General features: G+C 45.0%; 17 protein-coding genes and 1 pseudogene. 6 read left to right on the top strand and 12 right to left on the bottom strand.

What is annotated here, in order from left to right:
* Positions 1 to 108 precede the first annotated feature (108 nt).
* The 4 genes from argR to BCU75_RS01905 all read left to right on the top strand — a co-directional run bounded on the left by argR (position 109) and on the right by BCU75_RS01905 (position 5,268).
* Positions 109 to 579, top strand: coding sequence for a transcriptional regulator ArgR (gene argR / locus BCU75_RS01920; protein WP_076676203.1), 471 nt, complete (start codon positions 109 to 111; stop codon positions 577 to 579).
* 341 nt (positions 580 to 920) lie between these two features.
* Positions 921 to 1,889, top strand: a complete 969-nt coding sequence (locus tag BCU75_RS01915; protein ID WP_017078819.1) for a TAXI family TRAP transporter solute-binding subunit — start codon at positions 921 to 923, stop codon at positions 1,887 to 1,889.
* 255 nt (positions 1,890 to 2,144) lie between these two features.
* Positions 2,145 to 4,724, top strand: coding sequence for a TRAP transporter permease (locus BCU75_RS01910; protein WP_102472795.1), 2,580 nt, complete (start codon positions 2,145 to 2,147; stop codon positions 4,722 to 4,724).
* A 106-nt stretch (positions 4,725 to 4,830) separates the two neighbouring features.
* Positions 4,831 to 5,268, top strand: a complete 438-nt coding sequence (locus BCU75_RS01905) for a universal stress protein (RefSeq protein WP_004735912.1) — start codon at positions 4,831 to 4,833, stop codon at positions 5,266 to 5,268.
* A gap of 146 nt (positions 5,269 to 5,414) precedes the next feature.
* On the opposite strand, the gene BCU75_RS01900 is transcribed toward BCU75_RS01905, so the two are convergent.
* Both BCU75_RS01900 and rluA read right to left on the bottom strand, forming a co-directional pair.
* Complete coding sequence (locus BCU75_RS01900) at positions 5,415 to 6,377, bottom strand: D-2-hydroxyacid dehydrogenase (RefSeq protein WP_102472794.1); 963 nt, start codon at positions 6,375 to 6,377, stop codon at positions 5,415 to 5,417.
* Between the two features lie 34 nt (positions 6,378 to 6,411).
* Positions 6,412 to 7,146, bottom strand: a complete 735-nt coding sequence (gene rluA, locus BCU75_RS01895; RefSeq protein WP_102472793.1) for a bifunctional tRNA pseudouridine(32) synthase/23S rRNA pseudouridine(746) synthase RluA — start codon at positions 7,144 to 7,146, stop codon at positions 6,412 to 6,414.
* A 158-nt stretch (positions 7,147 to 7,304) separates the two neighbouring features.
* On the opposite strand from rluA, the gene BCU75_RS01890 reads away from it, so the two are divergent.
* Positions 7,305 to 8,582 (top strand): NRAMP family divalent metal transporter, encoded by a 1,278-nt coding sequence (locus BCU75_RS01890; RefSeq protein ID WP_102472792.1) that lies wholly within the window; start codon positions 7,305 to 7,307, stop codon positions 8,580 to 8,582.
* Positions 8,583 to 8,722: 140 nt separating this feature from the next.
* Here BCU75_RS01890 and rapA read toward each other — a convergent pair whose 3' ends face one another.
* Positions 8,723 to 11,632: an RNA polymerase-associated protein RapA gene (rapA, locus tag BCU75_RS01885; RefSeq protein WP_102472791.1), complete on the bottom strand. Its 2,910-nt coding sequence runs from the start codon at positions 11,630 to 11,632 to the stop codon at positions 8,723 to 8,725.
* Between the two features lie 467 nt (positions 11,633 to 12,099).
* On the opposite strand from rapA, the gene BCU75_RS01880 reads away from it, so the two are divergent.
* Positions 12,100 to 13,479, top strand: coding sequence for a PhoH family protein (locus BCU75_RS01880; protein WP_102472790.1), 1,380 nt, complete (start codon positions 12,100 to 12,102; stop codon positions 13,477 to 13,479).
* A gap of 163 nt (positions 13,480 to 13,642) precedes the next feature.
* Here the strand turns inward: BCU75_RS01880 and tldD are convergent, their stop codons facing one another.
* The 9 genes and pseudogenes from tldD to BCU75_RS24785 all read right to left on the bottom strand — a co-directional run.
* Positions 13,643 to 15,088 (bottom strand): metalloprotease TldD, encoded by a 1,446-nt coding sequence (tldD, locus tag BCU75_RS01875; RefSeq protein WP_102472789.1) that lies wholly within the window; start codon positions 15,086 to 15,088, stop codon positions 13,643 to 13,645.
* 19 nt (positions 15,089 to 15,107) lie between these two features.
* Positions 15,108 to 15,920, bottom strand: coding sequence for a carbon-nitrogen hydrolase family protein (locus BCU75_RS01870; RefSeq protein WP_102472788.1), 813 nt, complete (start codon positions 15,918 to 15,920; stop codon positions 15,108 to 15,110).
* Positions 15,921 to 15,994: 74 nt separating this feature from the next.
* The gene (locus tag BCU75_RS01865; RefSeq protein WP_102472787.1) at positions 15,995 to 19,867 is read right to left on the bottom strand and encodes a YhdP family protein; all 3,873 of its coding nucleotides are present in this window, start codon (positions 19,865 to 19,867) and stop codon (positions 15,995 to 15,997) included.
* Positions 19,868 to 19,877: 10 nt separating this feature from the next.
* The gene (gene rng, locus BCU75_RS01860) at positions 19,878 to 21,347 is read right to left on the bottom strand and encodes a ribonuclease G (protein ID WP_076676224.1); all 1,470 of its coding nucleotides are present in this window, start codon (positions 21,345 to 21,347) and stop codon (positions 19,878 to 19,880) included.
* 20 nt (positions 21,348 to 21,367) lie between these two features.
* On the bottom strand, positions 21,368 to 22,075 hold the full coding sequence (locus tag BCU75_RS01855) for a Maf family protein (RefSeq protein ID WP_076676226.1): 708 nt from the start codon (positions 22,073 to 22,075) through the stop codon (positions 21,368 to 21,370).
* A gap of 7 nt (positions 22,076 to 22,082) precedes the next feature.
* The gene (gene mreD, locus BCU75_RS01850) at positions 22,083 to 22,571 is read right to left on the bottom strand and encodes a rod shape-determining protein MreD (RefSeq protein WP_004735926.1); all 489 of its coding nucleotides are present in this window, start codon (positions 22,569 to 22,571) and stop codon (positions 22,083 to 22,085) included.
* A complete protein-coding gene (mreC, locus tag BCU75_RS01845; protein ID WP_076676228.1) occupies positions 22,561 to 23,448 on the bottom strand; it encodes a rod shape-determining protein MreC in 888 nt (295 codons plus the stop codon). Before mreC ends, mreD begins: the two co-directional genes overlap by 11 nt.
* Before the next feature lie 94 nt (positions 23,449 to 23,542).
* Positions 23,543 to 24,586 carry a rod shape-determining protein gene (locus tag BCU75_RS01840; RefSeq protein ID WP_004735928.1) on the bottom strand — a complete coding sequence of 348 codons (1,044 nt, stop codon included), beginning with the start codon at positions 24,584 to 24,586 and terminating at the stop codon, positions 23,543 to 23,545.
* 150 nt (positions 24,587 to 24,736) lie between these two features.
* Positions 24,737 to 24,805, bottom strand: a pseudogene (locus BCU75_RS24785) (DUF6701 domain-containing protein); the annotation flags it as partial.

Raw genomic sequence — 24,805 nt, 5'->3', positions numbered from 1 at the left:
TTTAATATTTACAGTGATATGACTAACAAATCACTGGTATATTTTGGCTAAAATTGAATATGTATGCGAGAATATGCAAACATCTTTGTTAATGAATAAGAATGACATATGCGCAATACAGAAAAACAAGACAACTTAGTTCGTGCTTTTAAATCATTGCTAAAAGAAGAACGTTTTGGTTCGCAAGGCGAGATTGTCGATGCCCTCAAACATGAAGGCTTTGAAAGTATCAACCAATCTAAAGTTTCGCGTATGTTAACCAAGTTTGGTGCTGTTCGAACTCGTAATGCAAAAATGGAGATGGTTTACTGTCTTCCAGCAGAACTTGGTGTTCCGACAGTTTCGAGCTCTCTAAGAGAGTTAGTATTAGATATTGACCACAACAATGCATTAGTTGTGATACACACTGGCCCAGGTGCGGCGCAACTTATTGCTCGTTTATTGGACTCACTAGGTAAGTCGGAAGGTATACTAGGTGTCGTTGCAGGCGATGATACTATCTTTATCACCCCAACCTTAACAGTAACCACTAAGCAATTGTTTGATTCCGTGTGCGAACTGTTTGAATACGCTGGATAATTGGTCACAGTTTCATAACCATCAACCTGATTAATGGATCACGAACACCGATTCGCTTCGTGATCCAAATCACATCCTAGAATATCTATCTCCCCCTCCTCAAATAACACTAAACCATTGATTTTAAAAACTCAGTAGCAAATTAAACACGATATCTAAGCCTCATTTGTTAGATTTATTAGCTATATCTTTTAACATTCGAGTAATTTTCTGCCAATTTTTGATATTATTCAGCCACTTTTTCATCACATGGATTGAAAAAGGTGCCGTTTCCAAATAGGAAACTCCAGAAACGACTACACTTGTTTCAGGGTTAATAATGAATAAAGGAAGGGAAATTCATGGCATTTACCAAACTTATTAAAGTTGGGGCTATTGCAGCTGCTGTAATGGGCGCTGGCGCAGTTAACGCTCAAGAGTTCATCACAATTGGTACTGGTTCAGTAACGGGTGTTTACTACCCAACTGGTGGTGCTATTTGTAAGCTAGTGAACAAAGGCCGCAAAGACCACAACATTCGTTGTTCTGTAGAATCAACTGGTGGTTCGATCTACAACGTTAACACCATCCGTGCTGGTGAACTAGATTTCGGTGTTGTTCAATCGGATTGGCAATACCACGGCTACAACGGTACAAGTAAATTCAAAGATCAGGGCGAATACAAGAAACTTCGCGCTATGTTCTCTCTACATACAGAACCGTTCAACATCATTGCTCGTACTGACGCTGGCATCAACAATGTGTCTGACCTTGCTGGTAAGCGTGTAAACATTGGGAATCCAGGTTCTGGTGATCGTGCAACGATGGGTGTTGTAATGGACGCTATGGGTTGGACTAACGATAGCTTCAAACTAGCTTCTGAACTAAAAGGTTCTGAGCGTTCACAAGCACTTTGTGATAACAAGATTGATGCATTCATCTACATGGTTGGTCACCCGAACGGATCAATCAAAGAAGCAACGACTTCTTGTGATGCAAAACTGGTTTCAGCAACTGGTCCACAGATCGACAAGATCGTAGCTGAAAACCCATACTACGCATACAGCACAGTTCCAGCTGGTATGTACCGTGGTACAGATGCAGACGTAAACAGCTTCGGTGTTGCAGCAACTATGGTAACAACGTCTGACGTTTCTGATGAAGTCGCATACAACGTTGCTAAAGCAGTATTTGAAAACTTCGCTACATTCAAACGTCTGCACCCAGCATTCGCGAACCTGAAGAAAGAAGACATGGTTAAAGCGGGTATCTCAATCCCTCTTCACCCTGGCGCAGTAAAATACTACAAAGAAGTAGGCCTTCTAAAGTAATTCTACTTTAAGCCTGCTCTACCAATAAGGAGGCATGTCCTCCTTATTGGCTTTTCACGTTTTATAAAAATAACCCAAGTGAAAAGAAACAGACCTTTAAGTTTCTCCAATTTGGCGAACTTACCATCGTATCAAGCCTAAGACAAAGACGAACAAAAAACGCATTTCCCTATCGATTCACTACACTAGATAGGAGATAAATAACGTCTCGTTGTTCGTAGTAAAGGCAGACCATCAATAATAAGGATAAAGTACATGACGCAGACAACATCACCGTCTCCAGATGTGCAAGAAATGGTGGCACAATCAGACACTGGTGCGCGTAGCCCTCGTGGTATCCAAGGCCGTATTTTATGGTTTGTGCCTCTATGTTGGTCACTGTTCCAACTTTGGTATGCATCTCCGCTGCCGTTCATTTTTAACTTCGCAATTTTAAACGACACTGAAGCTCGAGCAATTCATCTTACTTTTGCCATCTTCCTAGCCTTCACCGCTTACCCAGCCATGAAAAATTCGCCTCGGGATCGAATTCCTGCGGTCGACTGGATATTAGCGCTAGTTGGTAGCTTTTCAGCTTCTTATATCTATATTTTCTATACTCAACTCGCTGAACGTTCAGGCGCACCAACAACATTCGATATTGTTGCAGCTGTCTTCGGTATGATTCTACTGCTTGAAGCAACGCGACGCGCTTTGGGTCCACCTCTTATGGTTGTGGCAGCAGTATTCCTACTTTACACCTTTGGCGGTCCTCATATGCCAGACGTGATTGCCCATAAAGGTGCGAGCCTTAACAAGGCAATGTCACATCTATGGCTAACAACAGAAGGTGTATTCGGTGTTGCTCTTGGCGTATCAACGTCATTCGTATTCTTGTTTGTACTGTTTGGTGCAATGCTAGAGCGAGCCGGCGCAGGTGCTTACTTCATCAAGGTGGCATTCTCACTGCTTGGCCACATGAAAGGCGGCCCAGCGAAAGCAGCCGTTGTTGCTTCTGGCCTATCAGGTCTTGTGTCTGGTTCATCTATTGCTAACGTGGTAACCACGGGTACTTTCACTATCCCTCTAATGAAAAGAGTCGGATTCTCAGGTGAAAAAGCCGGTGCTGTAGAAGTTGCCGCTTCAACCAATGGTCAGTTAACCCCACCAATCATGGGTGCTGCTGCATTCTTGATGGTTGAATATGTGGGTATCTCATATGTAGAAGTGATTAAAGCGGCGCTATTGCCTGCTCTTATCTCTTACATCGCTTTGATTTACATTGTTCACCTAGAAGCATGTAAAGCAGGTATGACTGGCCTACCTCGTCGTCACACACCCACTATCGTACAAAGCCTACTGTCTTTCACTGGTACCATTCTTGGGCTATGTGTAATCAGTGCTGCGGTTTACTACGGTGTTGGTTGGACAAAAGATGTCTTTGGCGATGCAGCAACCCCAATAGTTACCGTTGCTCTATTAATCTCTTATGTAGCCTTGGTTCGAGTTTCAGCAAAGTATGCCGCTGAAGGTGGCATGGACATCGATGCCGAGCTAACAGAAGTACCCGATCCAGGCCCAACGATTAAATCTGGCCTGCACTTCCTACTGCCTATCGTAGTTCTTGTTTGGTGCCTGACTGTAGAGCGATTCTCTCCAGGTCTGTCTGCATTCTGGGCAACGGTATTCATGATCTTCATTTTGATCACACAGCGTCCTTTGATGACTCTGATGAACAAATCGGACGATCTTGCAGAGCAAACTAAAGCAGGTTTCGTTGACCTATTAGAGAGCTTGGTTTCAGGCGCGCGCAACATGATCGGTATCGGTGTAGCAACAGCTGCAGCGGGTACGGTTGTCGGCGTGGTGACTCTGACGGGTATCGGTTTGGTAATGACGGACTTCGTTGAGTTCATCTCAGGCGGTAGCATCATCCTTATGCTGCTATTTACTGCGGTAATCAGCTTAATCCTAGGCATGGGCTTACCAACAACGGCGAACTACATCGTTGTATCAACACTGATGGCTCCGGTAATTGTTACCTTAGGCGCGGCGCATGGCCTGATCATTCCTCTGATTGCAGTTCACTTATTCGTGTTCTACTTCGGTATCTTAGCCGATGATACACCTCCGGTTGGCTTGGCAGCCTTTGCGGCCGCCGCGATTGCGAAATCAGACCCGATTCGTACTGGTATTCAAGGCTTTACCTACGATATCCGGACTGCGATCTTGCCATTCATGTTCATCTTCAATACCCAACTACTGTTGATGGGCATTGATTCTTGGTGGCATCTATTCCTCACTATCTTCTCTTCTGTGACTGCAGTACTTATCTTTGCAGCTGCGACGCAAGGTTGGTGGTTTACCAAGAACAAATGGTGGGAAACGATCCTATTATTAGTCCTAACTTTCTCTTTCTTCCGCCCAGGCTTCTGGTGGGACATGATTTATCCAGAGAAAATTCTTTCACCTGGAGTTGAGATCGCTCAAATCACTGAAGATCTATCTGTGGGACAATCACTTGAGTTAAGAGTGGGTGGCGAAAACTTAGAAGGTGACTATTCTGAGAAGACGGTTCGCCTTCCATTTGAAGATTCTGCGACAACAAGTGAAGACCGCATTGCTTCAATGGGCTTAATGCTGACGCAAGCTGACGACAAGATGATTGTCGACATGGTTGAGTTCGGTAGCCCAGCAGAAGCAGCTGGCATTGACTTTGATTGGGAAATTAAATCAGTTATCCAAGACGCAGAAAGACCAATGAAAGAGTGGGTATTCTTACCATCCCTACTCATTTTGATTGGCTTAGCGATGAACCAAAGAAGGCGTGCTCGTAAGGATGAGATTAGTGCGTAATGGATAGAGCCAAGTAGCGCTCAACTCTATTTGGCTTTATTACATGGAAAGGATAATCACAGCGCTTGGTCAATACTAAGCGCTGATAAAAAAGAGAAAAACACACATGTATAAACAAATCCTTGTTCCTGTTGATCTTAACGACAAAGGCTTTTCTGACAAAGCGGTTGAATTAGCGGTATGGCACGCAAAACACAGTAATGCTGAAATCCACATCTTGAACGTATTGCCGGGCATTCACATGTCGATGGTGGCGTCTTACTTCCCGAAAGATGCAGCGAATCAAATGAAGCTCGATGTTAAAAATCAGCTGAAAGAGTTTGCAGATAAGTACATCGACGATGAAGTGGTTTATAAGGTTCACGTTGCGGAAGGTAAAACCTACACAACGATTCTAGATTACGCAGAAAAGCTTGGGGCAGACCTGATTGTGATGCCTAGTCATAAGCGATCGAAAATCGACAAAGTGGTACTGGGTTCAGTGGCGAGTAAAGTCGTACAGAATTCACCAATCAATGTATTGGTAATCAAACCTCAAGGCTAATAGCTTCTGGCTTCTGGCTTCTGGCTTCTGGCTTCTGGCTTCTGGCAGATAAGCTAAGTCGAACTAAAGGCAAATCATCTGAAAAGGTTGGCTCAAAGCCAACCTTTTTTATGTCTGAAGCTTAGTGTACAACCGCTTCCTGTGAATTAACTGACGAGATTCTGCGGCTTACCTGAAACAAAGGCATCAATGTTATCTATTAATATATCAGACAGCTTTTGAATTGAGCTATCACTGCCCCACGCCACATGTGGCGTTAATAGTAAATTTGGCAAATGACTATTAGCCAGTAATGGATTCGAGTTGTCAGCAGGCTCTTGTGTGAACACATCCATACCCGCGCCCGCAATCTCTTGATTTTTCAAAGCTGCAACTAAGGCTTGTTCATCCACGAGTCCACCGCGGCCAGCATTAACTAACACCGCATTTGGTTTCATCATTGCTAGCTCTCGCTCTGAAATCAGGTCTCGAGTCGCTTCGGTCAATGGACAATGTAAGCTGATTGCATCTGCTTGTTGTAACACCGTATCAAAAGGCAGATACCCTTCTCGACAAGAGTCAGCCCCTTTACGCTCAGCAAAGATGACATTCATACCAATCGCTTTAGCCAATATAGCCGTTGCTTGTCCTAAGCCACCACTACCAATTAAGCCTAATGTACTGCCTGCAACATCTTGAATCGGATGAGTAAAGAAGCAGAATTGTTTATCTTTTTGCCACTCACCGGCTTCGATGTCTTGATGGTAACCAACAAGGTTTCGCTTTAATGCAAACAGCATCGCGATAACATGTTCAGGCACCGATTGAGTCGCATAGCCTTGCACATTGGTAACAGCGATATTCTTGCTATTACAGTAACTAACATCGACATTGTTCACACCCGTAGCTGAAACGGCTATTAGCTTAAGTTGCTGCGCTTTAGCCAAATTATCTGCGTTGAGCACAACCTTATTGGTAATAACCACATCAGCGCCTTCAATTCGTTCAGACACTTGTTCCGGCGAAGTAAAATCATACTCAACCCACTGATGTTCAAAGCTGATAGGTTTTAAATGAATTTGAGATGGGATGGTGGCTCGGTCGAGAAAGACCACTTTCAACTTCGGCATTGTACGTCCTTGAATTTATGTCAATTGAGTCATTCTAAGCTTTTAGCTTACTGTAGTCTGGAAGCTCTGACGCAATTTCAAAGTGCTGTTCGATTTGTGGCAATGCTTGAGGGTAAAACTCGCATGGCACGAAGGCTTTGAAAAGCTGATTATTAGCCGGATGATAAAAACTCAATTCACAAGCGTGCAAAGCTAACCTATCGCTATAGTTAAACGCCTCTGACGTTGCGTAAAACTCGTCGCCTACAATTGGATTCCCTAGCGCCATGCAGTGCACGCGTAACTGATGGGAACGACCCGTAATAGGAAGTAACTTCAACAGTGTGGTTTGAGGCTCTTGTTGTTCGACGATATAACGAGTCTGAGAGGGTTTTCCATCCTCGAAGCACACTTTTTGTCTTGGTCGATTTGGCCAATCACAAATGAGTGGCAGATCAATCAAACCTTCTGCTTTTTCCAATCGGCCCCATACTCGCGCGTAATAGAGTTTGTGTGTCAGTCGATATTGAAACTGCTTCTTCAAATGACGCTCAGCTTGTTTGTGTTTAGCGAGCAGCATCAACCCCGATGTCGACATGTCCAGTCGATGCACAACCTGAATATCCGCAAATTTGACAACCAACCGACTCCACATACTGTCGTAATGCTCTGGCAATCTCCCCGGAACAGAAAGTAGGCCTGCAGGCTTGTTCACCACAAGAATATCGTCATCTTGATAAACAATATCAATCCACGGTTCACACGGTGGTGTGTACTGTTCTAACGCCATTAAAGCCTCTTAATTACTGGTTAATAAATAATTTACGGTTGACTCGTTTATTAATAAATACAATTTTCAACATTTCCGTACATAAAAGTTGACGACCTTACAAAACATGGTATTGATAGGGTAACGGATAACAAGAAGTCAGCATCAAAGGAAAAATGATGGAAAGTACGGTTAAAACCACCAGCACAAAAACACCAACTTCAGCTCCCCTATCAAGTTTAATTAGGTCTCTTGGCCCAGGTATAATGATGGCCGCAGCAGCTGTAGGTGGCTCTCACTTAGTAGCCTCAACCAAGGCTGGTGCGATTTATGGTTGGCAGTTAGCCGCGCTTATTATCCTCGTAAACCTATTTAAGTACCCGTTCTTCAGAGCCGGTATCCAATACACACTAGGAACGGGTCAAAGTTTGGTGGAAGGTTACTCTAACCTAGGCCGCCCATACCTTGTGATCTTTTCGATACTGAGTGCTATTTCCGCAGTCGTGAATACCGCAGCCTTGCTGTTATTCAGTGCAAGCCTACTTAGCTACTTTATTCCTTTCGACTTAGCCACCAGCACCTTGTGCATGATCGTTTTAGCTACCTGTTTGATCATTCTTTTTGCAGGTCATTATCGTGCTCTCGATACACTGTCTAAAGCGATCATGGCGATCCTGACCATCACAACCTTGGCTGCAGTCGCCATTGCTATCGGCTCTCCAGTTGAACCTGATGCGGCTTTTGTTCCACCATCACCTTGGTCATTGGCAGCTATTGGCTTTATCGTTGTCACTATGGGTTGGATGCCCGCGCCTATCGAGATATCAAGCATCACCTCTATGTGGCTAAAAAGCCAAAAAGAGAAACAAGACGTGACCGCTCAATCAGCACTGTTCGATTTCAATGTCGGCTACATTGGTACGGCATTACTTGCACTGGTATTCGTCGCGTTAGGCGCGCTAGTACTTCACGGTTCAGGTGTTGAATTATCTCGATCTGGTGTTGGCTTCACTCATCAATTGGTCGGTATTTACGCCTCTACAATTGGGGAGTGGTCTCGCCCACTGATCGCAATCGTCGCCTTCTTCTGCATCTTTGGCAGTACCATTACTGTTATCGATGGCTACTCACGCGTACTTGCTGAATCACAACGCCTGTTATTGAAAAAAGAATCGAGCCCAAAAATGCTGCAGGGTTGGATCGTCATCGTCTCTCTCGCAGCACTCTCCATCGTGATGTTCTTCAGTGCTGCTTTAATGCCTATGCTTGATTTCGCGATGGTGCTTGCTTTTGCAACTACGCCATTCTTCGCATTGCTTAACTTCATCTTAGTAAGCAAAACTAAGCTTCCTGAAGCGCTGGCGATTGGCGCTAAGCTAAAATGGTTGTCTGTGGCGGGTCTGGTTTACCTATTTGGCTTCTTAGCTCTGTTCGTTTGGTGGAAATGGCTGATGTAATCTGCTCTCCAAATTCTTAGCCAAACGGCCAACCGAACTCTTAACCAAACTCTTAACCAAGTTATAGATACAAATAAGGCCTTCGTGATGAAGGCCTTATTTCGTTGAAGCGTTAAGCTAACGATATGCTCGTTCTTAGCTTAATTGTGAGAAACCACAATCAAGCGTAACGAATCTAGCTGAACTTGTGCTTTACCGATGTAACCAGTCAGTTCGTTGATTTGAGCTTCGATAACCTCTAGCTCTTCATCACGAATGTTAGGGTTAACCGCTTTAAGCGCTTGTAGACGTTCTAGCTCGCCATTCAAGTTGGTTTGCATATCTTTCTGGGCTTGCTGACGAACTTCTTCAACCTTCGGCAGTACATGCGTCTCACCGGCTTCGATCAGCTTGTGAATCTCGCCTTGTACTGAATTAACCAACTTGCTTGCCAAGTGACGGTTCACAGGGCTTAGTTGACGGTTAAAGCTATCGAACTCAACCTGAGCAGATAAATCATTACCACGGCCATCCATCATCAAACGAATTGGCGTCTTAGGTAAGAACTGGCTAATACCACTGCGTTTAGGTGCTTGCGCATCCACAAGGTAAACCAACTCAAGTAGAATAGTACCGACTGGCAGCGCTTTGTTTTTCAATAGCGATACCGCAGAAGCGCCCACACCTTCACTCAATAGCAGATCAATACCGCCCTGAATCATTGGGTGTTCCCAGCTAATGAAGTTCATGTCTTCACGAGACAGCGCCGTTTCACGATCAAACGTGATGGTTGCACCTTCATAAGGTAAACCTGGGTAGCTTGGCACCATCATGTGTTCAGAAGGTGTCACGACTAACGCATTTTCACCTTTGTCGTCTTGATTCAAACCAATCGTATCAAATAGGCTCAGAGCGAAACTGACTAGGTTAGTGTCGCCGTCAGTAGACGCAATTTTCTCTGCAATTTCATGCGCTTTTTCGCCGCCGTTGGAATGCATTTCTAGTAGGCGATCTCGGCCTTTTTCTAGATCTGATTTTAGGCTTTGATTTAACTTCGCTGACTCTTCAATCACTTCATCCAGCTGTTCAGTATTACCAGAAGCCAACATTTCGATAAGAACGTCTGAGTACTTGTCGTAAACCGTGCGCCCAGTTGGACATGTCTCTGCAAATGCATTCAGACCTTCATCGAACCAACGCGCTAGAATCGCTTGCGATGTGCCTTTTAGGTAAGGAACATGAATGTCGATATCACGCAACTGACCGATACGGTCCAAACGACCAATACGTTGCTCAAGCAAGTCTGGGTTGAACGGTAGATCGAACATCACAAGTTGGTTAGCGAACTGGAAGTTGCGACCTTCAGAGCCGATTTCACTACAGATAAGCACCTGAGCACCGCCCTCTTCTTGAGCAAAGTAAGCCGCGGCTTTATCTCGCTCTAGAATCGACATGCCTTCGTGGAATACGGTTGCACGCACGCCTTCACGTTCACGCACTGCTTGCTCTAATTGAAGAGCCGTACTCGCACGCGAGGCGATCACTAAGATCTTTTCGCTACGCTTATCTTGAATCTTTTCAATTAACCAATTCACACGCGAATCGAACTGCCACCAGCTTGAGTCTTCACCTTCAAACTCTTGGAAGATCTCTTCTGGGTACAACATCTTCATCGCACGAGCTTCGGGAGCCATTTTGCCGCCGATCATGCCCGATACACGCATAGAGGTTGTGTACTGAGTTGGAATATCCATCGGCAATAGGTTTACATTACGCTTAGGGAAGCCTTTGATTGCAGCTCGTGTATTTCTGAATAGAACACGACCTGTACCATGGCGATCCATAAGGTTATCAATCAGTTCTTGGCGAGCTAACGCCTGCTCTTCTTCACTGCTATCGCCCTCGATAACTCGGAATAGAGGCTCAACATCTTGTTCAGAAAGCAGCTCAGTGATCTGATTCTTCGCGCTGTTTTCAAGCTTAACGCCAGAGAACAATGCCGTTACTGCATCAGCAACCGGCGCATATTGGTCTTCTTCTTCAACAAATGCTTCGTAATCGTAGAAGCGATCAGGGTCAAGCAGACGCAGACGTGCAAAGTGACTCTCGCGACCAAGCTGTTCAGGGGTAGCTGTCAGTAGTAGTACGCCAGAGGTGTTTTCAGCTAAGCCTTCAACCACTTGGTATTCGCGGCTTGGTTTGTCTTGGCTCCACTCAAGGTGGTGCGCTTCATCGACAACCAATAGGTCCCATTCACCTTCCAGTGCTTGCTCGTAACGCTTGCGACTCTTACGCAGGAAATCTAGTGAGCACAGAACGTATTGCTGAGTATCAAATGGGTTGTCGGACTCAGCAAAAGATTCAATACAACGCTCTTCATCAAAGATAGAGAAGTGCAGATTGAAACGACGCATCATCTCTACAAGCCATTGATGTTGTAGAGTTTCTGGTACCACGATCAGAATGCGCTCAGCACGGCCAGACAGCACCTGCTGATGAATGATCATACCCGCTTCGATGGTTTTACCTAAACCCACTTCATCAGCCAGTAAAACGCGCGGAGCGTGACGACGACCCACTTCATGAGCAATGTACAACTGATGAGGAATCAAACCAGCACGCATACCACACAAGCCACGCATCGGGCTCTTATGTTGTTGGTATTGATTGCTTAACGCACGGTAACGCAGCACGAAATTATCCATACGGTCGATTTGACCTGCGTACAACTTATCTTGTGGTTTGTTAAAGCGGATCTGGTTGCTTAAGAATATTTCGCGCAGAGTCACCTCTGTCTCTTGAGTGTCTTCGCGAGTGCCCAAATAAGTCAGTAGCCCTTTGTCTTCGATAATTTCTTCGACAGATAGAGACCAGCCTTCTTGGCATTCGATGACATCGCCAACATTAAACGTTACTCGGGTTACGGGAGCATCAGTGCGTGCATAGACACGATTCTCTTCTGATGCTGCAAACATTACTGTCACTGTTCGAGCATCCATTGCTACAACGGTACCTAAACCTAAATCGCTCTCCGTATCGCTTATCCAGCGTTGCCCCAAAGCAAATGTCATGAATCGACTACCTCAATCTTATAGTTGGAATTTGGTCTTGTTTAGCTGCAATTTAAAACAAGAACACTCTCGTTCTCGCATTAAAAATATAGCCAAAAATACCTAGTTTGCAGCCACTTTTTAAGTGCGCTCTAGATAATAGATATCTCGAGAAAATGGTGCAGAAAAAGGTCGCTAATCTTACTCGATGCTGTGATTTAGGTCACGCCTAAAGGACATGATTTCATACTTTTTTTCTGTTTTCGCTTGTGCAATCAAACTGTCAAAAAATCATGGTTAATCTATGAGTAGCAGATTACTGCTCTCAAACGAAGACACTATCTTCACCTACAGCGATATGGTGATATTTATCTAGATGAAGTTTAGGTGAGTAGTTGACTATCAGCAGAATGAGATACTAATCTTTATATGAGCTTTATCTACGTTCAATGAATGCAATACAAGCCGCACGTCGGCAAGGAGATGCTATGGGCGAGACCAACCGGAAGCTATTTGTTTTAGACACCAATATCCTACTTCACGAACCCTTTGCTATATTTTCTTTCCACGAGCACGATGTCGTTATCCCGATGACAGTGCTAGAAGAACTCGACAGAATCAAAGACAGTAAAAGAGACGTTGCTCGAGATGCGAGAATCGCGATTCGAACGCTCGAAGACTTATTCAGGGAAGCCACACCAGATCAAATATCAGAAGGCATTCCTTTTTCTAAAGACATTAACGCATCCGGCAGTATTTCAATACTCGCTGACTACGAACTTCAAGAAAGCATCAAAGCCTTTGCCGACGACAAGGCTGGCGATAACCGAATCCTTAACGCTGTTTTATACCTTCAGAACAAACGTGCGCCACGCGAAGTCGTTCTTATCACTAAAGACATCAACATGCGCTTGCGAGCCAAAGGCGCTGGTGTTCGCTTTGTTGAAGACTATCAAACCGACCAATTGATTGATGACATCCAATACCTCACTAAAGGCTTTCAACAACTCGAAGGCTCATTCTGGGATGGCGTCGATAACGTCGAGAGTAGAAGTTTAGGCGGAAAAACGCTGCACACCCTAGCAAGAGCACCTTTCGACCCAACCTTCCTCAACCAATATGTGATTGACGAAGAAAGTGACTTTGCTGGTCGTGTAGAAGAGATTGAGGCCGAACGCATTACGCTCAGAGATCTCAGTCGAGAAAGGTTAATGAACCGCAAGACATGGGACATTACACCTAAGAATGTCTATCAAGGGATGGCGATTGATGCACTGCTCGACCCTGATATTGACCTGGTGATTCTCACCGGCGCAGCAGGTAGTGGTAAAACACTGTTAGCCATGGCTGCCGCACTTGAACAAACCATAGAACGTAAAAAATTCGATAAGATCATCGTAACCCGAAATACACCCGACATAGGTGAGTCGATTGGGTTCCTTCCCGGCACTGAGGAAGAAAAAATGCTGCCTTGGTTAGCAGCGGTGACCGATACACTAGAAGCTCTGCATAAGAACGATCACTGCACCGAAGGATCGATGAAGTACATCTGTGACAAAGCCAATATCCAGTTCAAATCGATTAACTTCATGCGTGGTCGCTCAATCCAAAATGCCTTTGTCCTTTTGGATGAGTGTCAAAACCTCACCGCTTCACAAATCAAAACCATCATCACCCGTTGTGGCGAAGGCACCAAGATCGTCTGTTCAGGAAACCTAGCTCAGATAGATTCATCCTACTTAACCCCTGTGACTTCAGGCTTAACCTACATGGTCGAGCGTTTTAAAGACTTCGAAGGCAGTGCCAATATTCACCTCAATGGTGTGGTACGAAGCCGACTGGCCGAGTTTGCTGAAGAGAACATGTAACGGTTCGATTTAGTAAATCGTACTCCAGAAACAGAAAAGCCCAGAGACAGAAAGCCCCGAAACAGAAAAGCGCCTCACATTGGAGGCGCTTTTAGCTTTAGCTTTAGCTTTAACTTTAATTTCAACTAGCTTGCTATAACAAATTTGCTGAAGTTGGTCTGAATTACTCAGTACCACCAACCGTTAACGAGTCTAGTTTCAATGTTGGTTGACCAACACCGACTGGTACGCTTTGGCCAGCTTTACCACACACACCAACACCACGGTCAAGGCTAAGGTCGTTACCCACCATAGACACTTGCTGCATCGCTTCGATACCCGAACCGATTAGCGTTGCACCTTTCACTGGGTGAGTGATCTTACCGTTTTCAATCATGTACGCTTCAGAAGCGGAGAACACAAACTTACCAGAAGTAATATCCACCTGACCGCCACCAAAGTTCGGCGCGTAAATGCCTCTTTCAACCGTTGAGATAATCTCTTCAGGAGTATGCTCACCTGGCAGCATGTAAGTGTTGGTCATGCGCGGCATAGGAAGGTGTGCATAAGACTCACGACGACCATTACCTGTAGGCGCTACACCCATTAGACGAGCATTAAGCTTATCTTGCATGTAACCTTTTAGGATGCCGTTTTCGATTAGCGTGTTGTACTGACCATTAACGCCTTCATCATCGACGTTCAATGAACCACGTAGATCCGTTAATGTACCGTCATCAACAATCGTACATAGGCTTGATGTGACTTGCTCGCCTACTTTGCCAGAAAATACTGAAGACTCTTTACGGTTGAAGTCACCTTCTAGACCGTGGCCTACCGCTTCATGCAGAAGAACGCCCGGCCAACCCGAACCAAGAACGACAGGCATTGCACCAGCAGGTGCCGCAACCGCTTCAAGGTTAACTAACGCTTGGCGGATTGCTTCATCAGCAAATTGGTAAGCAACCTGAGAACCATTAGCATCACTTAAGAAGAAGTCGTAACCAAAACGACCACCGCCACCAGCACTGCCACGTTCACGACGATCGCCTTTCTGAGCAAGTACGCTAATAGACAAGCGAACCAGCGGGCGAATATCACCAGCGTAAGTTCCGTCCGTCGCCGCAACCAGCATCTGCTCATGTACACCACTTAAGCTTACCGATACTTCAGTCACCATCGGCTCTTTAGTACGAATGTAAGCATCAAGCGCTTTAAGTAATTCTGTCTTTTGCTGTTTTTCCCAGCTAGCTAGCGGGTTTACCGCGTCATAATAAGCTTGGTTAGAGTTACGCTTGAAAGCTTGTACCTTACCGTTTTGACCTTGCTTAGCGATACCGCGAGCTGCGATTGCACTCTGTTTGAGGCCATCCAATTGGATTTGGTCAGAGTAAGCAAAACCGGTCTTTTCGCCAGACACTGCACGAACGCCAACACCGCAATCGATATTGAAAGAGCCGTCTTTAATAATGCTGTCTTCTAGCACTAAAGATTCGTGCCAGCTTGACTGAAAGTAGATATCAGCATAATCAATTTGGCGGGTAGCAATGCTCGCCAATGTATCTGCGATATTTTGCTCCGTCAGCCCTGTCGGGGTCAGTAGCGCTTCTTCAATTTGATTAATGCTCATAAATGGCTCTTATTTGTAATTAAAATTGATTGGTAAATCGAGAGTGTTGCGCTATTGGCATATTTTGCCTAATTGACTCACAACTGGATGTGTCTATCTCAACCACCATACTTTTAGGCTCTTGGTCTAATTGTGCGACCACTCGTCCCCATGGATCAACCACCATTGAGTGTCCCCATGTTTCTCTTTGACAAGGGTGTTTGCCCCCTTGCCCCACCGCAACAATCCACGATTGTGTTTCGATCGCGCGGCATCTTAATAATGCTTCCCAATGCGCTTGACCCGTTACCGCAGTAAACGCTGCTGGTACCACTATGATTTGTGCACCTTGCTTGCGTAACTCTGAATACAAGTGAGGAAAGCGCACATCATAACAAATACTCAAACCTAAGCGACCAAAAGGCGTTTCCTTCGTCACAACTCGTTCACCCGGCGTGAAAATATCCGACTCTCGATAGCACTTGTGCGCATCGGCAACATCCACATCAAACATGTGTAGCTTATCGTAATGAGTCACTAGGCACCCAAAGTCATCAATCACTAGGGTTGTCGTGGTCACGCCTTCCGCTGTGCTTATCGGCATACTACCGACAACGATCCACATTCGGTAAAGCTTGGCTAACTCAGATAATTTCTTTTGTAGTGGGCCATCATTTAGAGGCTCAGCATACTGGTGATAGTCGGCTTTACTGCCAAAAACTAACGCGTTTTCAGGGCACACAACCCACTTCGCCCCCAACGCTTTGCACTTTGCTACTTCTTGAGCAAGGTAAGCAAGGTTCAATTCAGGGCTAGGGCCAGATGTCATTTGAATCAACCCAACACTATCCATGTGTCTCGCTCCTCTATTCATTATGATTCAGAAATCGGCATTTGACCGTATATTAACCGACTGGCTTGTATCAACTACTCAGCTAATTTTCTCAATTTTTCGGGTAGCTGGAACTCGCCAGAACTACGAGAAAGCTCACTCACCGTGGGTGAATCCAATGGGCCTTTTACCGAGTAATTCACTTGAGTAAAGACTTCAACCACCGGCGATATAACCGTAGTCACCGCCAATACGTACAGCGCCGTTTGAGGGGTTACCGCAAAGGCCGTTAATACTGGAATACCCGAGGTAATATCTGGGGTAAAATTAACTTCCGCATCAACCTGACGCGTATTCAGGTTAGCGATTCCTTTGATCTGCATCTCGCCTGCGACCGCATCCATGTTCAGATCGTTCGTCAGGAAGATACCGTTTTGAATCTTGCCGGTTCCTGTGATGCTATTGAATGCCATGCCTTTATCAAACACATCCGAGAAATCGAGTTGCATCTTACGGATAATCGAATCTAGGCTAAACAGACCAAGTAATCGAGCTGCGCCACTGACATCAGAGATAATACCTTTACCAAACTGGGTTTTAACGTTGCCATCAAGAGTATCCATTTTGATCCCCCAAGGTGAACCATCCCAGTTCAGTTGGCCCTCTAACTCGAATGGCGCTTTTTGAATTCCGGATGTAATACCGAAGCGCTCCATAAGTTCGCTATTATTTTCACCTTCAACATCAATGGTTAGCGATGAATGGCTCTTGTCACCATTCAGTGCCCACCAGCCACTCACGTCGGCTTTATTGCTCCCGCTTCGAACTTGAATCTTGTTCCACTCAAGCCGATCGTCTTGCCTGGTTAACTCAACATCGACGGTACCGACCTTATAGCCTTGTAACCAAAAATCGTTCAGTGTTAGCTTCAAATTAGGCATAGCATCATAGATCTCTCTATCCAGCGGAGAGATCAACGGTGCTTCTTGTTCTTTACGTTGCAGTAGTTGTTCTTGGTTTTTCTTATCGCTCCATTCAGGAACAAAAAGATGCAGACGATCCAGTGAAACCGTCAAATCATAAGGAGGCAGGTAATTAATATCCCCTTCTAGCTCTTGGCTAGAGACTTCCATTTGCCACGCTTGCTTGTTCTTACGGGCGCTAAAATCGACATCATTCCAAGAGATACCCCCCAAGATCAACTCTTTACTCTCGAATGTGATACGGCTTGGCGCTGGAATGGTTGGCGTGTTCATTTGGCTAAGTATTGCATCTGACGGTTGCACAGGCTCCATCACCACTGATAGCCAATCATCAGCATTGAATTTATCCGTACGAATCAACGCATGATGGCCAACAACAGGACTAATTTTATAACCACCTCGACCAAGCACTAAGTTAGTCGCCGTTAACTTGGGAACATCGCCTGTGATATCAATTTCAGCCTGATATTTGGTACTAGGAAGCTGTAAACGTGCGGTAATCGCTTCTTGGTTGCCCGACGCTTGTAACCTTGCTGAACCACTTTCTAATGATTTTTTCGCCAATGGATACGGGTAATCACTCGCCAAGTATTTAAGATCTGACTGTAAATCCAATTGGTAACTAAAACCAATATCGTTAAGTTGAATATCAATTTGGCTTTGCCACTGAGCATGGCCCGACAAACGGCTTAGCCATTGTTCACCAATGTAAGGCTCTAGAGGCTTAACGTCCCAATCACCCAATACATCGATATCAACGGCATATCCAGGCCCATCGTTGAGGCCTTTAAAATCAACAGAAATACCTTGCTTTAATAAATCGGCAGCGAGTCCGTTGGCCGTAATTACATCATTATCAAACTCAATACGCCCTGTGGTGTTTTCAAGCACCATTGGCGGAGCTTCAACCTCTACATGGTTATCTTTGAGATCAGCATAGCCCCACGCTCTTGGCTCTTTTTCGGAATCAAAAGGAATATTGAGTTGGAATTCAGACGATACATCACCACTCACTTGCAGTGCCGTTAAAGCGGCACCCACAGAATCAACCAACGGTGAAGCCGTCATGTAATCACGAACCGCATTACCTGACGCCGTTGCTTTAGCTTCAATTTCAATATGACCGCCTTCCCCTAAATAAGGAATACGTCCTGTGATTCGGTCTGCCGTCACATCCATCAATTGAGCGGAGCGAGAATCTAGATGCATTGCATCATTTTCAAACAGCAGATCAAGTTGCAGATCAGTAATCAATGGCCAGGCGGTATCGAAACTGAACTTAGCGTCCTCTAAGCCAACCCAAACTTGGAAAATACCATCATGGTTAGTGTATGGATACTGAGACAAATCGCCATGCCACAACAGTTTTACGGTATCCGCTTTACCCGCTTGAATTGCAGTAGAAAGGTAGTCGGTGAGATCTTGCCCAAGTGCCAACGTTGGTAAATAGCGCCATGTTTCGCCGACATTGTAAGCATCAGCTTCGCCGTAGAACGATAAGAATGGGCTAGCACCCTTTGGGAAGTCCAAGCGAAATGCACCTAGTACTTGTAAATCTGGAGTGGCTGCTGTGATTTTATCTGACCAAAGCTTCCAACCGTTTTCATCTTGCTGCCAAACAATATCAACCTGACCTTGTTTGATATTCAAAGGCGCTTGAAAAACGTCACCATAAGGGAACACATCATCAATCACATGCAGGCTGGCTTTCGCTTCAGATGAAGAGCCAAACACACTGCCTGAAACTTGGCTAAAGCCCGGAACCAATTCCCATTGCTCAATGGCGAGATCAGAAAAGCTCGCCGAATAACGCAGGCTATCAACATCTGAATCCATCGAGACACGAATATCAGAAACTAATCCACCTGGAGCCAACGAGTTAATCATTTTGGTCGATTGCTCAGAATCAGGCAGTAATTTAACCAACGGCGTTAGTGTTTCGATATCGAGTTCAGAAACATTGAGCTCCCATGGGCCGCTATTCCACTTGAAGGCAACATCAAGTTCAGGCCATGGTCTATCATCGGTTCTTAAGTTAAGTGAGTGCCCATTGACTTGCCAACCATCATCCAACGGAGATAGCTTAAAAATACCAGACTCAAACATCAAATCATGTCGGCCATCTTCGTTCCAGGTCAATTCAGAAGGTAGCACTTCAACATAAGCACTAATCGGTTTGCTGTTTTTCAGCGTTAACCAACTATTGAGGCTAACGGTTCCCGTTTCGACACCCGACTCCACCTGCATATAACGAGTTAACCAAGGCTTTACCGAGATATTATCCGCACTGACATAAAACTCACCGGTCATGTCAGTCAATGAACCACCATCAACAAAGTTAGCACTCACTGACAAAGAGTTAAGATTGGCGTCTTTAATACTCACAACACCTTCGGCAAGGTGATGTTTGCCAGAGTTTTGCCATTTTAAGGTTTCGATATCAAGCTGACGTTCTTCATTCGAGATCGAGTGATAGATAATTGAAGAATCTTTGGCTGTCACATCGACAAGGGTTTTGAGCAACAAGTTATCCAACTCTTGCACGACCCGTTTGGAAGAACCCGAATTCTCAGGCTTTGCATCTCCGTTTTGCCCGGCAAACAGATCAATAGAGCGAATATCAAGATACATTTGATTCATGACCAGATCGGCAACGACCGGACGCATCTGTACAAGCGATTGAATTAAGTCAAACTCGACTTCAACACGCTCCACAGAGAAGGTCACATCTTCTGCATTTGGGAGGCTCGCTTTAACACCTTGTAGAGCAATAGAAGGGTGAGTGTTACGCCAAAAACCGCCCACATCTTGAATAGAAAACTCAAAACCGGAATGTTGGTTTACCCAAAGCTCAATTTCAGATTGATACTTATTTAAATTGGGTAAGGCTACACGCAGTGTAGTAACGGCAATAGCTAGGGTTACCAAGATAGTAACCACTAACCATAAACATGCACGAAGAATCAGAGTAACGCTTGAACTCACAAAATATCCATTACATCATAACAACATCAAACTGCTCTTGTATGTACAGAGGTTCAGCCTGGATTTTAACTTGTTTACCAATAAACACTTCAAGCTCAGCAAGCGCATGAGATTCGTCACCCTCTAGCGCCTCGGCAACAGCCGCCGCCGCATACACGACGAACTTATCAGCGTCATACGCACGATTAACTCGCGTGATCTCTCGAAGAATTTCATAACAAACGGTTTCAACTGTTTTCACACTGCCACGCCCTTCACAGGCAGGACAACTCGAACACAGAATATGCTCAATACTTTCACGAGTACGTTTACGCGTCATCTCAACCAAGCCAAGTTGTGTGAAGCCATTGATATTGGTTTTCACACGATCTTTGTTCAGCGCCGCCTCTAAAGAAGTTAGTACTCGCTTACGATGTTCATCAGACAACATATCGATAAAGTCGATAATGATAATGCCACCTAAGTTACGCAAACGCAGCTGACGAGCAATAGCTTGTGTCGCTTCTACGTTAGTATTGAAAATCGTCTCTTCTAAATTACGACGACCGACAAAGGCACCAGTGTTGATGTCGACTGTCGTCATCGCTTCCGTTTGGTCGATAATCAGATATCCACCAGACTTCAATTCGACTTTACGATCCAATGAACGCTGAATTTCGTTCTCTGTATCGTACATATCAAAGATTGGCTTATCACCTTCATACAACTCAAGCTTTTCAGTCAGCTCAGGTACGTATTCAGACGTAAATTCTTTTAGGTTTTCATATTCTAGACGAGAATCAACCTGAATTTTGCTTAACTCAGTACCAACAAAGTCACGCAGGATGCGTTGGCTCAGACAAAGTTCACCGTACAAGCGAGAGCGAGCTTTGTGCTTACCACGACGTTCTAACACTTTTAGCCACAAACGCTTCAAGAATGCCGCATCTTGAGCCAACTCATTCGAATCTGCACCTTCAGCTGCGGTACGAATAATAAAGCCACCGTGTTCGTCACAGTAACGAGACACGACTTTTTTAAGACGGTTACGTTCAGACTCACTGTCGATACGTTGAGATACGCCGACATGGCTTGCGCCCGGCATAAAGACCAAATAACGAGAAGGTAAAGTAATATCCGTTGTTAAACGGGCACCTTTGGTACCAAGAGGATCTTTGACGACTTGAACCACAATGTCTTGTCCTTGGCGAACAAGCTCAGAGATGTCACGAACTTGAAATTGCTTCTTTTCGTTTTCAGCGACACATTCAGTGTGTGGAACAATATCAGAGGCGTGTAGAAAAGCTGCTTTCTCAAGGCCTATATCCACAAAAGCCGCCTGCATTCCTGGAAGAACACGGCTTACACGTCCTTTATAGATATTTCCTACGATACCGCGTCGAGCATCTCGTTCGACATGGATCTCTTGAAGAGCCCCCCCTTCAATCATGGCCACGCGAGTTTCACTCGGGGTCACGTTCAGCAACAATTCAGCACTCATGGTGCACCTCAGATTAGTAATTATAAGAATTCTTGCAGTAGCTGGTCCGTTTCAAATAAAGGTAAGCCGACAACGGCGTAATAACTACCTTCGATTCGGGTAACAAAGCGCCCACCCAAACCTTGGATCCCATAGCTACCGGCTTTATCGCATGGCTCCCCTGTTTGCCAGTATTGTTCTATTTCTTGTTCACTGAGGGGTTTAAACCATACGTCGGTAATAATGATTTCTGTTCTTTGTTTTTCTTCTGAAACCACAGAAACTGCCGTCATCACTTGGTGACGCTCATTCGCTAACTGAGTAAGCATACGCTTAGAATCAGTAAAATCAGTGGGCTTCTCGAGCACTTGTCCTTGGCTAACGACGACGGTGTCAGAACCAAGAACCACTATTTCGGAGTCAAAAGCTACTATTTTGGAATCAAGATCTACCATTTCGGAATCAAGAGCTACGATGCCAGAGCCAACAGCTACATTATCAACACTAGAATCTACATTATCAGAACTAGGAACGACATGCTGCTTTTCAGAAGGGTTATCTTTCAATAAAGACAACGCTGCTAAGGCTTTATCTAAAGATAGTCGCTTAACGTACTCTTCGGCGGTTTCTTGGGCGTGTTTACACTCTTCAACATCAGTTACAAGGACAGAAAACTCATAACCAAGTTGAGATAGCAATTCTTTGCGGCGTGGTGAACCGGATGCCAAAACTAAATGCTTCTTTTCCATTGTCACTCTACCTTACATGCCAATGGCGACGCACGCGTCTCATTAATAAAAACATCCAAGGCCAAAGTATACAGTTTATCAATGCGCTCCATAACGATAATGGATTGAAAACGACATCTTGGATCAAATATTCACCAAAGAAGATTAAGACTTCAAACAACACGGTTAACGCAGCAATGATCATGGCTTGTTGCCATAGCGCCATATTACGAATGACTAGGAAATTCATCGCAATAATGTACATCACGATTGCCATCATCATGCCTCGAATACCTAAAGTAGAGCCGATCAAAAGATCCCACAATAGGCCCAAAATCAAAGCACTGCCCACGTTAACACGATGCGGCAGAGCTAAAACCCAGTAACAGGTAACCAGTAGTAACCAAGATGGTCTAAATAGATCCAAGCTACCAGGCCAAGGGATCGTCTGCAGAATAAGGGCTACTAGAAATGAGCAGCCGATGACTACCTTGCTTCTTAAAACGCTATTGGCCATCTTTACCCTCTAACAATGCTTGTTCTATGCTGGATTGATCCGCTTGCATCTGTTTGTTTTCATCAGGCCATACCAGCAGCAAGTATCTGAGCTTATCGAACTCAACCACAGGCTCCGCTTTTATAACGGCAAACTCACGTTTCGGGTCATAGTCAACGGCCGTAACATAGGCGACTGGATAACCTTCTGGATATACTCCACCAAGGCCCGATGTCACTAATAGGTCTTCTTCTTGTATGTCAGTACTGGTTGGAATGTGCTCTAGCTGGATCTCATCAATCATGCCATTGCCCGAAGCAATAACACGGATGTCATTACGAATAACCTGAACAGGAATCGCATTGTTTGCATCTGTAAGTAGTAGAACGCGGCTGTTGTGAGCAGCAACGAAAGTCACTTGACCGACAATGCCTTTTTCGTTGATCACCGGTTGACCTTCATACACCCCATCAATCTGACCTTTGTCGATCACAACTTGATGACGATATGGTGAAGTATCTACCGCCATAACTTCAGTGACGACTTTCTTCTCATCACGGATAAACGGAGATCCTAATAGCTTACGGAGGCGCTTGTTTTCTTCTTGGTATTGCTCAAGCAGAATCAGCTCGCTCTTCAGACGCAAGACTTCTCGTTTAATATTATGGTTGGATTCGATTAGGCCTTTACGCGTACTAAAACGATCGTACACACCATCGAACATAGTACGAGGTAAGTTGGCTGCATATTGAATAGGTGCAACCATGCTGTTCAATAGATAGCGTACATTTGAGAAAGCATCTAAACGACTATCAGCCAGCATAAGGCTGGCTGATAAAATTACAGCAAAAAACAGGCGCAATTGTAGAGAGGGACCTCTACCAAAAATTGGCTTCATTCTATATTTGGTCCTAGAGCTACATTTGATCCTATAGACAAGGTCCTAGGCTCTTTACATAAAACTAGATAAGAAAAGAGCCTAACACTAGATATTATTCTTCGCTGAACAGGTCGCCGCCGTGCATGTCGATCATCTCTAGAGCTTTACCGCCACCTAGAGCAACACACGTTAATGGCTCTTCTGCAACAACAACAGGAATACCCGTTTCTTCAGTCAGCAGACGATCAAGGTCTTTAAGCAGTGCACCACCACCTGTCAGTACCATACCGTTTTCTGAGATATCAGAAGCCAGCTCTGGCGGACACTGTTCTAGTGCAACCATCACTGCAGATACGATGCCAGATAGCGGTTCTTGAAGTGCTTCAAGGATTTCGTTTGAGTTCAGGCTAAAGCTACGAGGTACACCTTCAGCAAGGTTACGACCACGTACTTCGATCTCATCAACTTCATCACCAGGGTAAGCTGAACCAATTTCGTGTTTGATCTTCTCTGCCGTTGCTTCACCGATCAAGCTGCCGTAGTTACGACGAACGTAGTTGATGATCGCTTCATCAAAACGGTCACCGCCGATACGAACAGAAGACGAGTAAACTACGCCATTAAGTGAGATAACCGCAACTTCAGTAGTACCACCACCGATATCAACAACCATTGAACCCGTTGGCTCAGATACACGTAGGCCAGCACCAATCGCAGCAGCCATAGGCTCATCGATTAGGTAAACCTCACGAGCACCAGCACCTAGCGCTGATTCACGGATAGCACGACGCTCAACCTGAGTTGAACCACAAGGTACACAAACCAAAACGCGAGGGCTTGGTTTAAGCACACTGTTGTCATGCACTTGCTTGATAAAGTGCTGAAGCATTTTTTCAGTTACGTAAAAGTCAGCAATTACACCGTCTTTCATAGGGCGGATCGCTGAAATGTTACCCGGCGTACGACCAAGCATTTGCTTAGCCGCGTGACCAACAGCAGCTACACTCTTTGCAGACCCCGTACGATCTTGGCGAATAGCGACAACGGAAGGCTCATCAAGAACAATGCCTTGGCCTTTTACATATATAAGGGTATTGGCTGTACCTAAATCAATCGATAGGTCGTTTGAAAACATGCCACGAAGTTTTTTAAACATATTCTTCGCTCATCCTGCAAGAATTAGAAGACAAAAATTGCACTAAATGTACCAATGCCTTGCTGTCACGGCAAGGCATTGAAGTATAAACATGGACTGAAACCCGCAATTTCTTACAGATTCCTAACTTAAGGGGCAAAAATTATATTTTTACTGACCTGTTAAGCCACTTTCCCCTCGGTAGATCACTCGATCGTTACCGCGGTAGATGCCGAATGT

It is taken from the genome of Vibrio splendidus (genome assembly GCF_002873455.1).
Classification (GTDB): Bacteria; Pseudomonadota; Gammaproteobacteria; order Enterobacterales; family Vibrionaceae; genus Vibrio; species Vibrio splendidus_J.
This window is presented reverse-complemented; position numbering and strand designations above follow the sequence as displayed.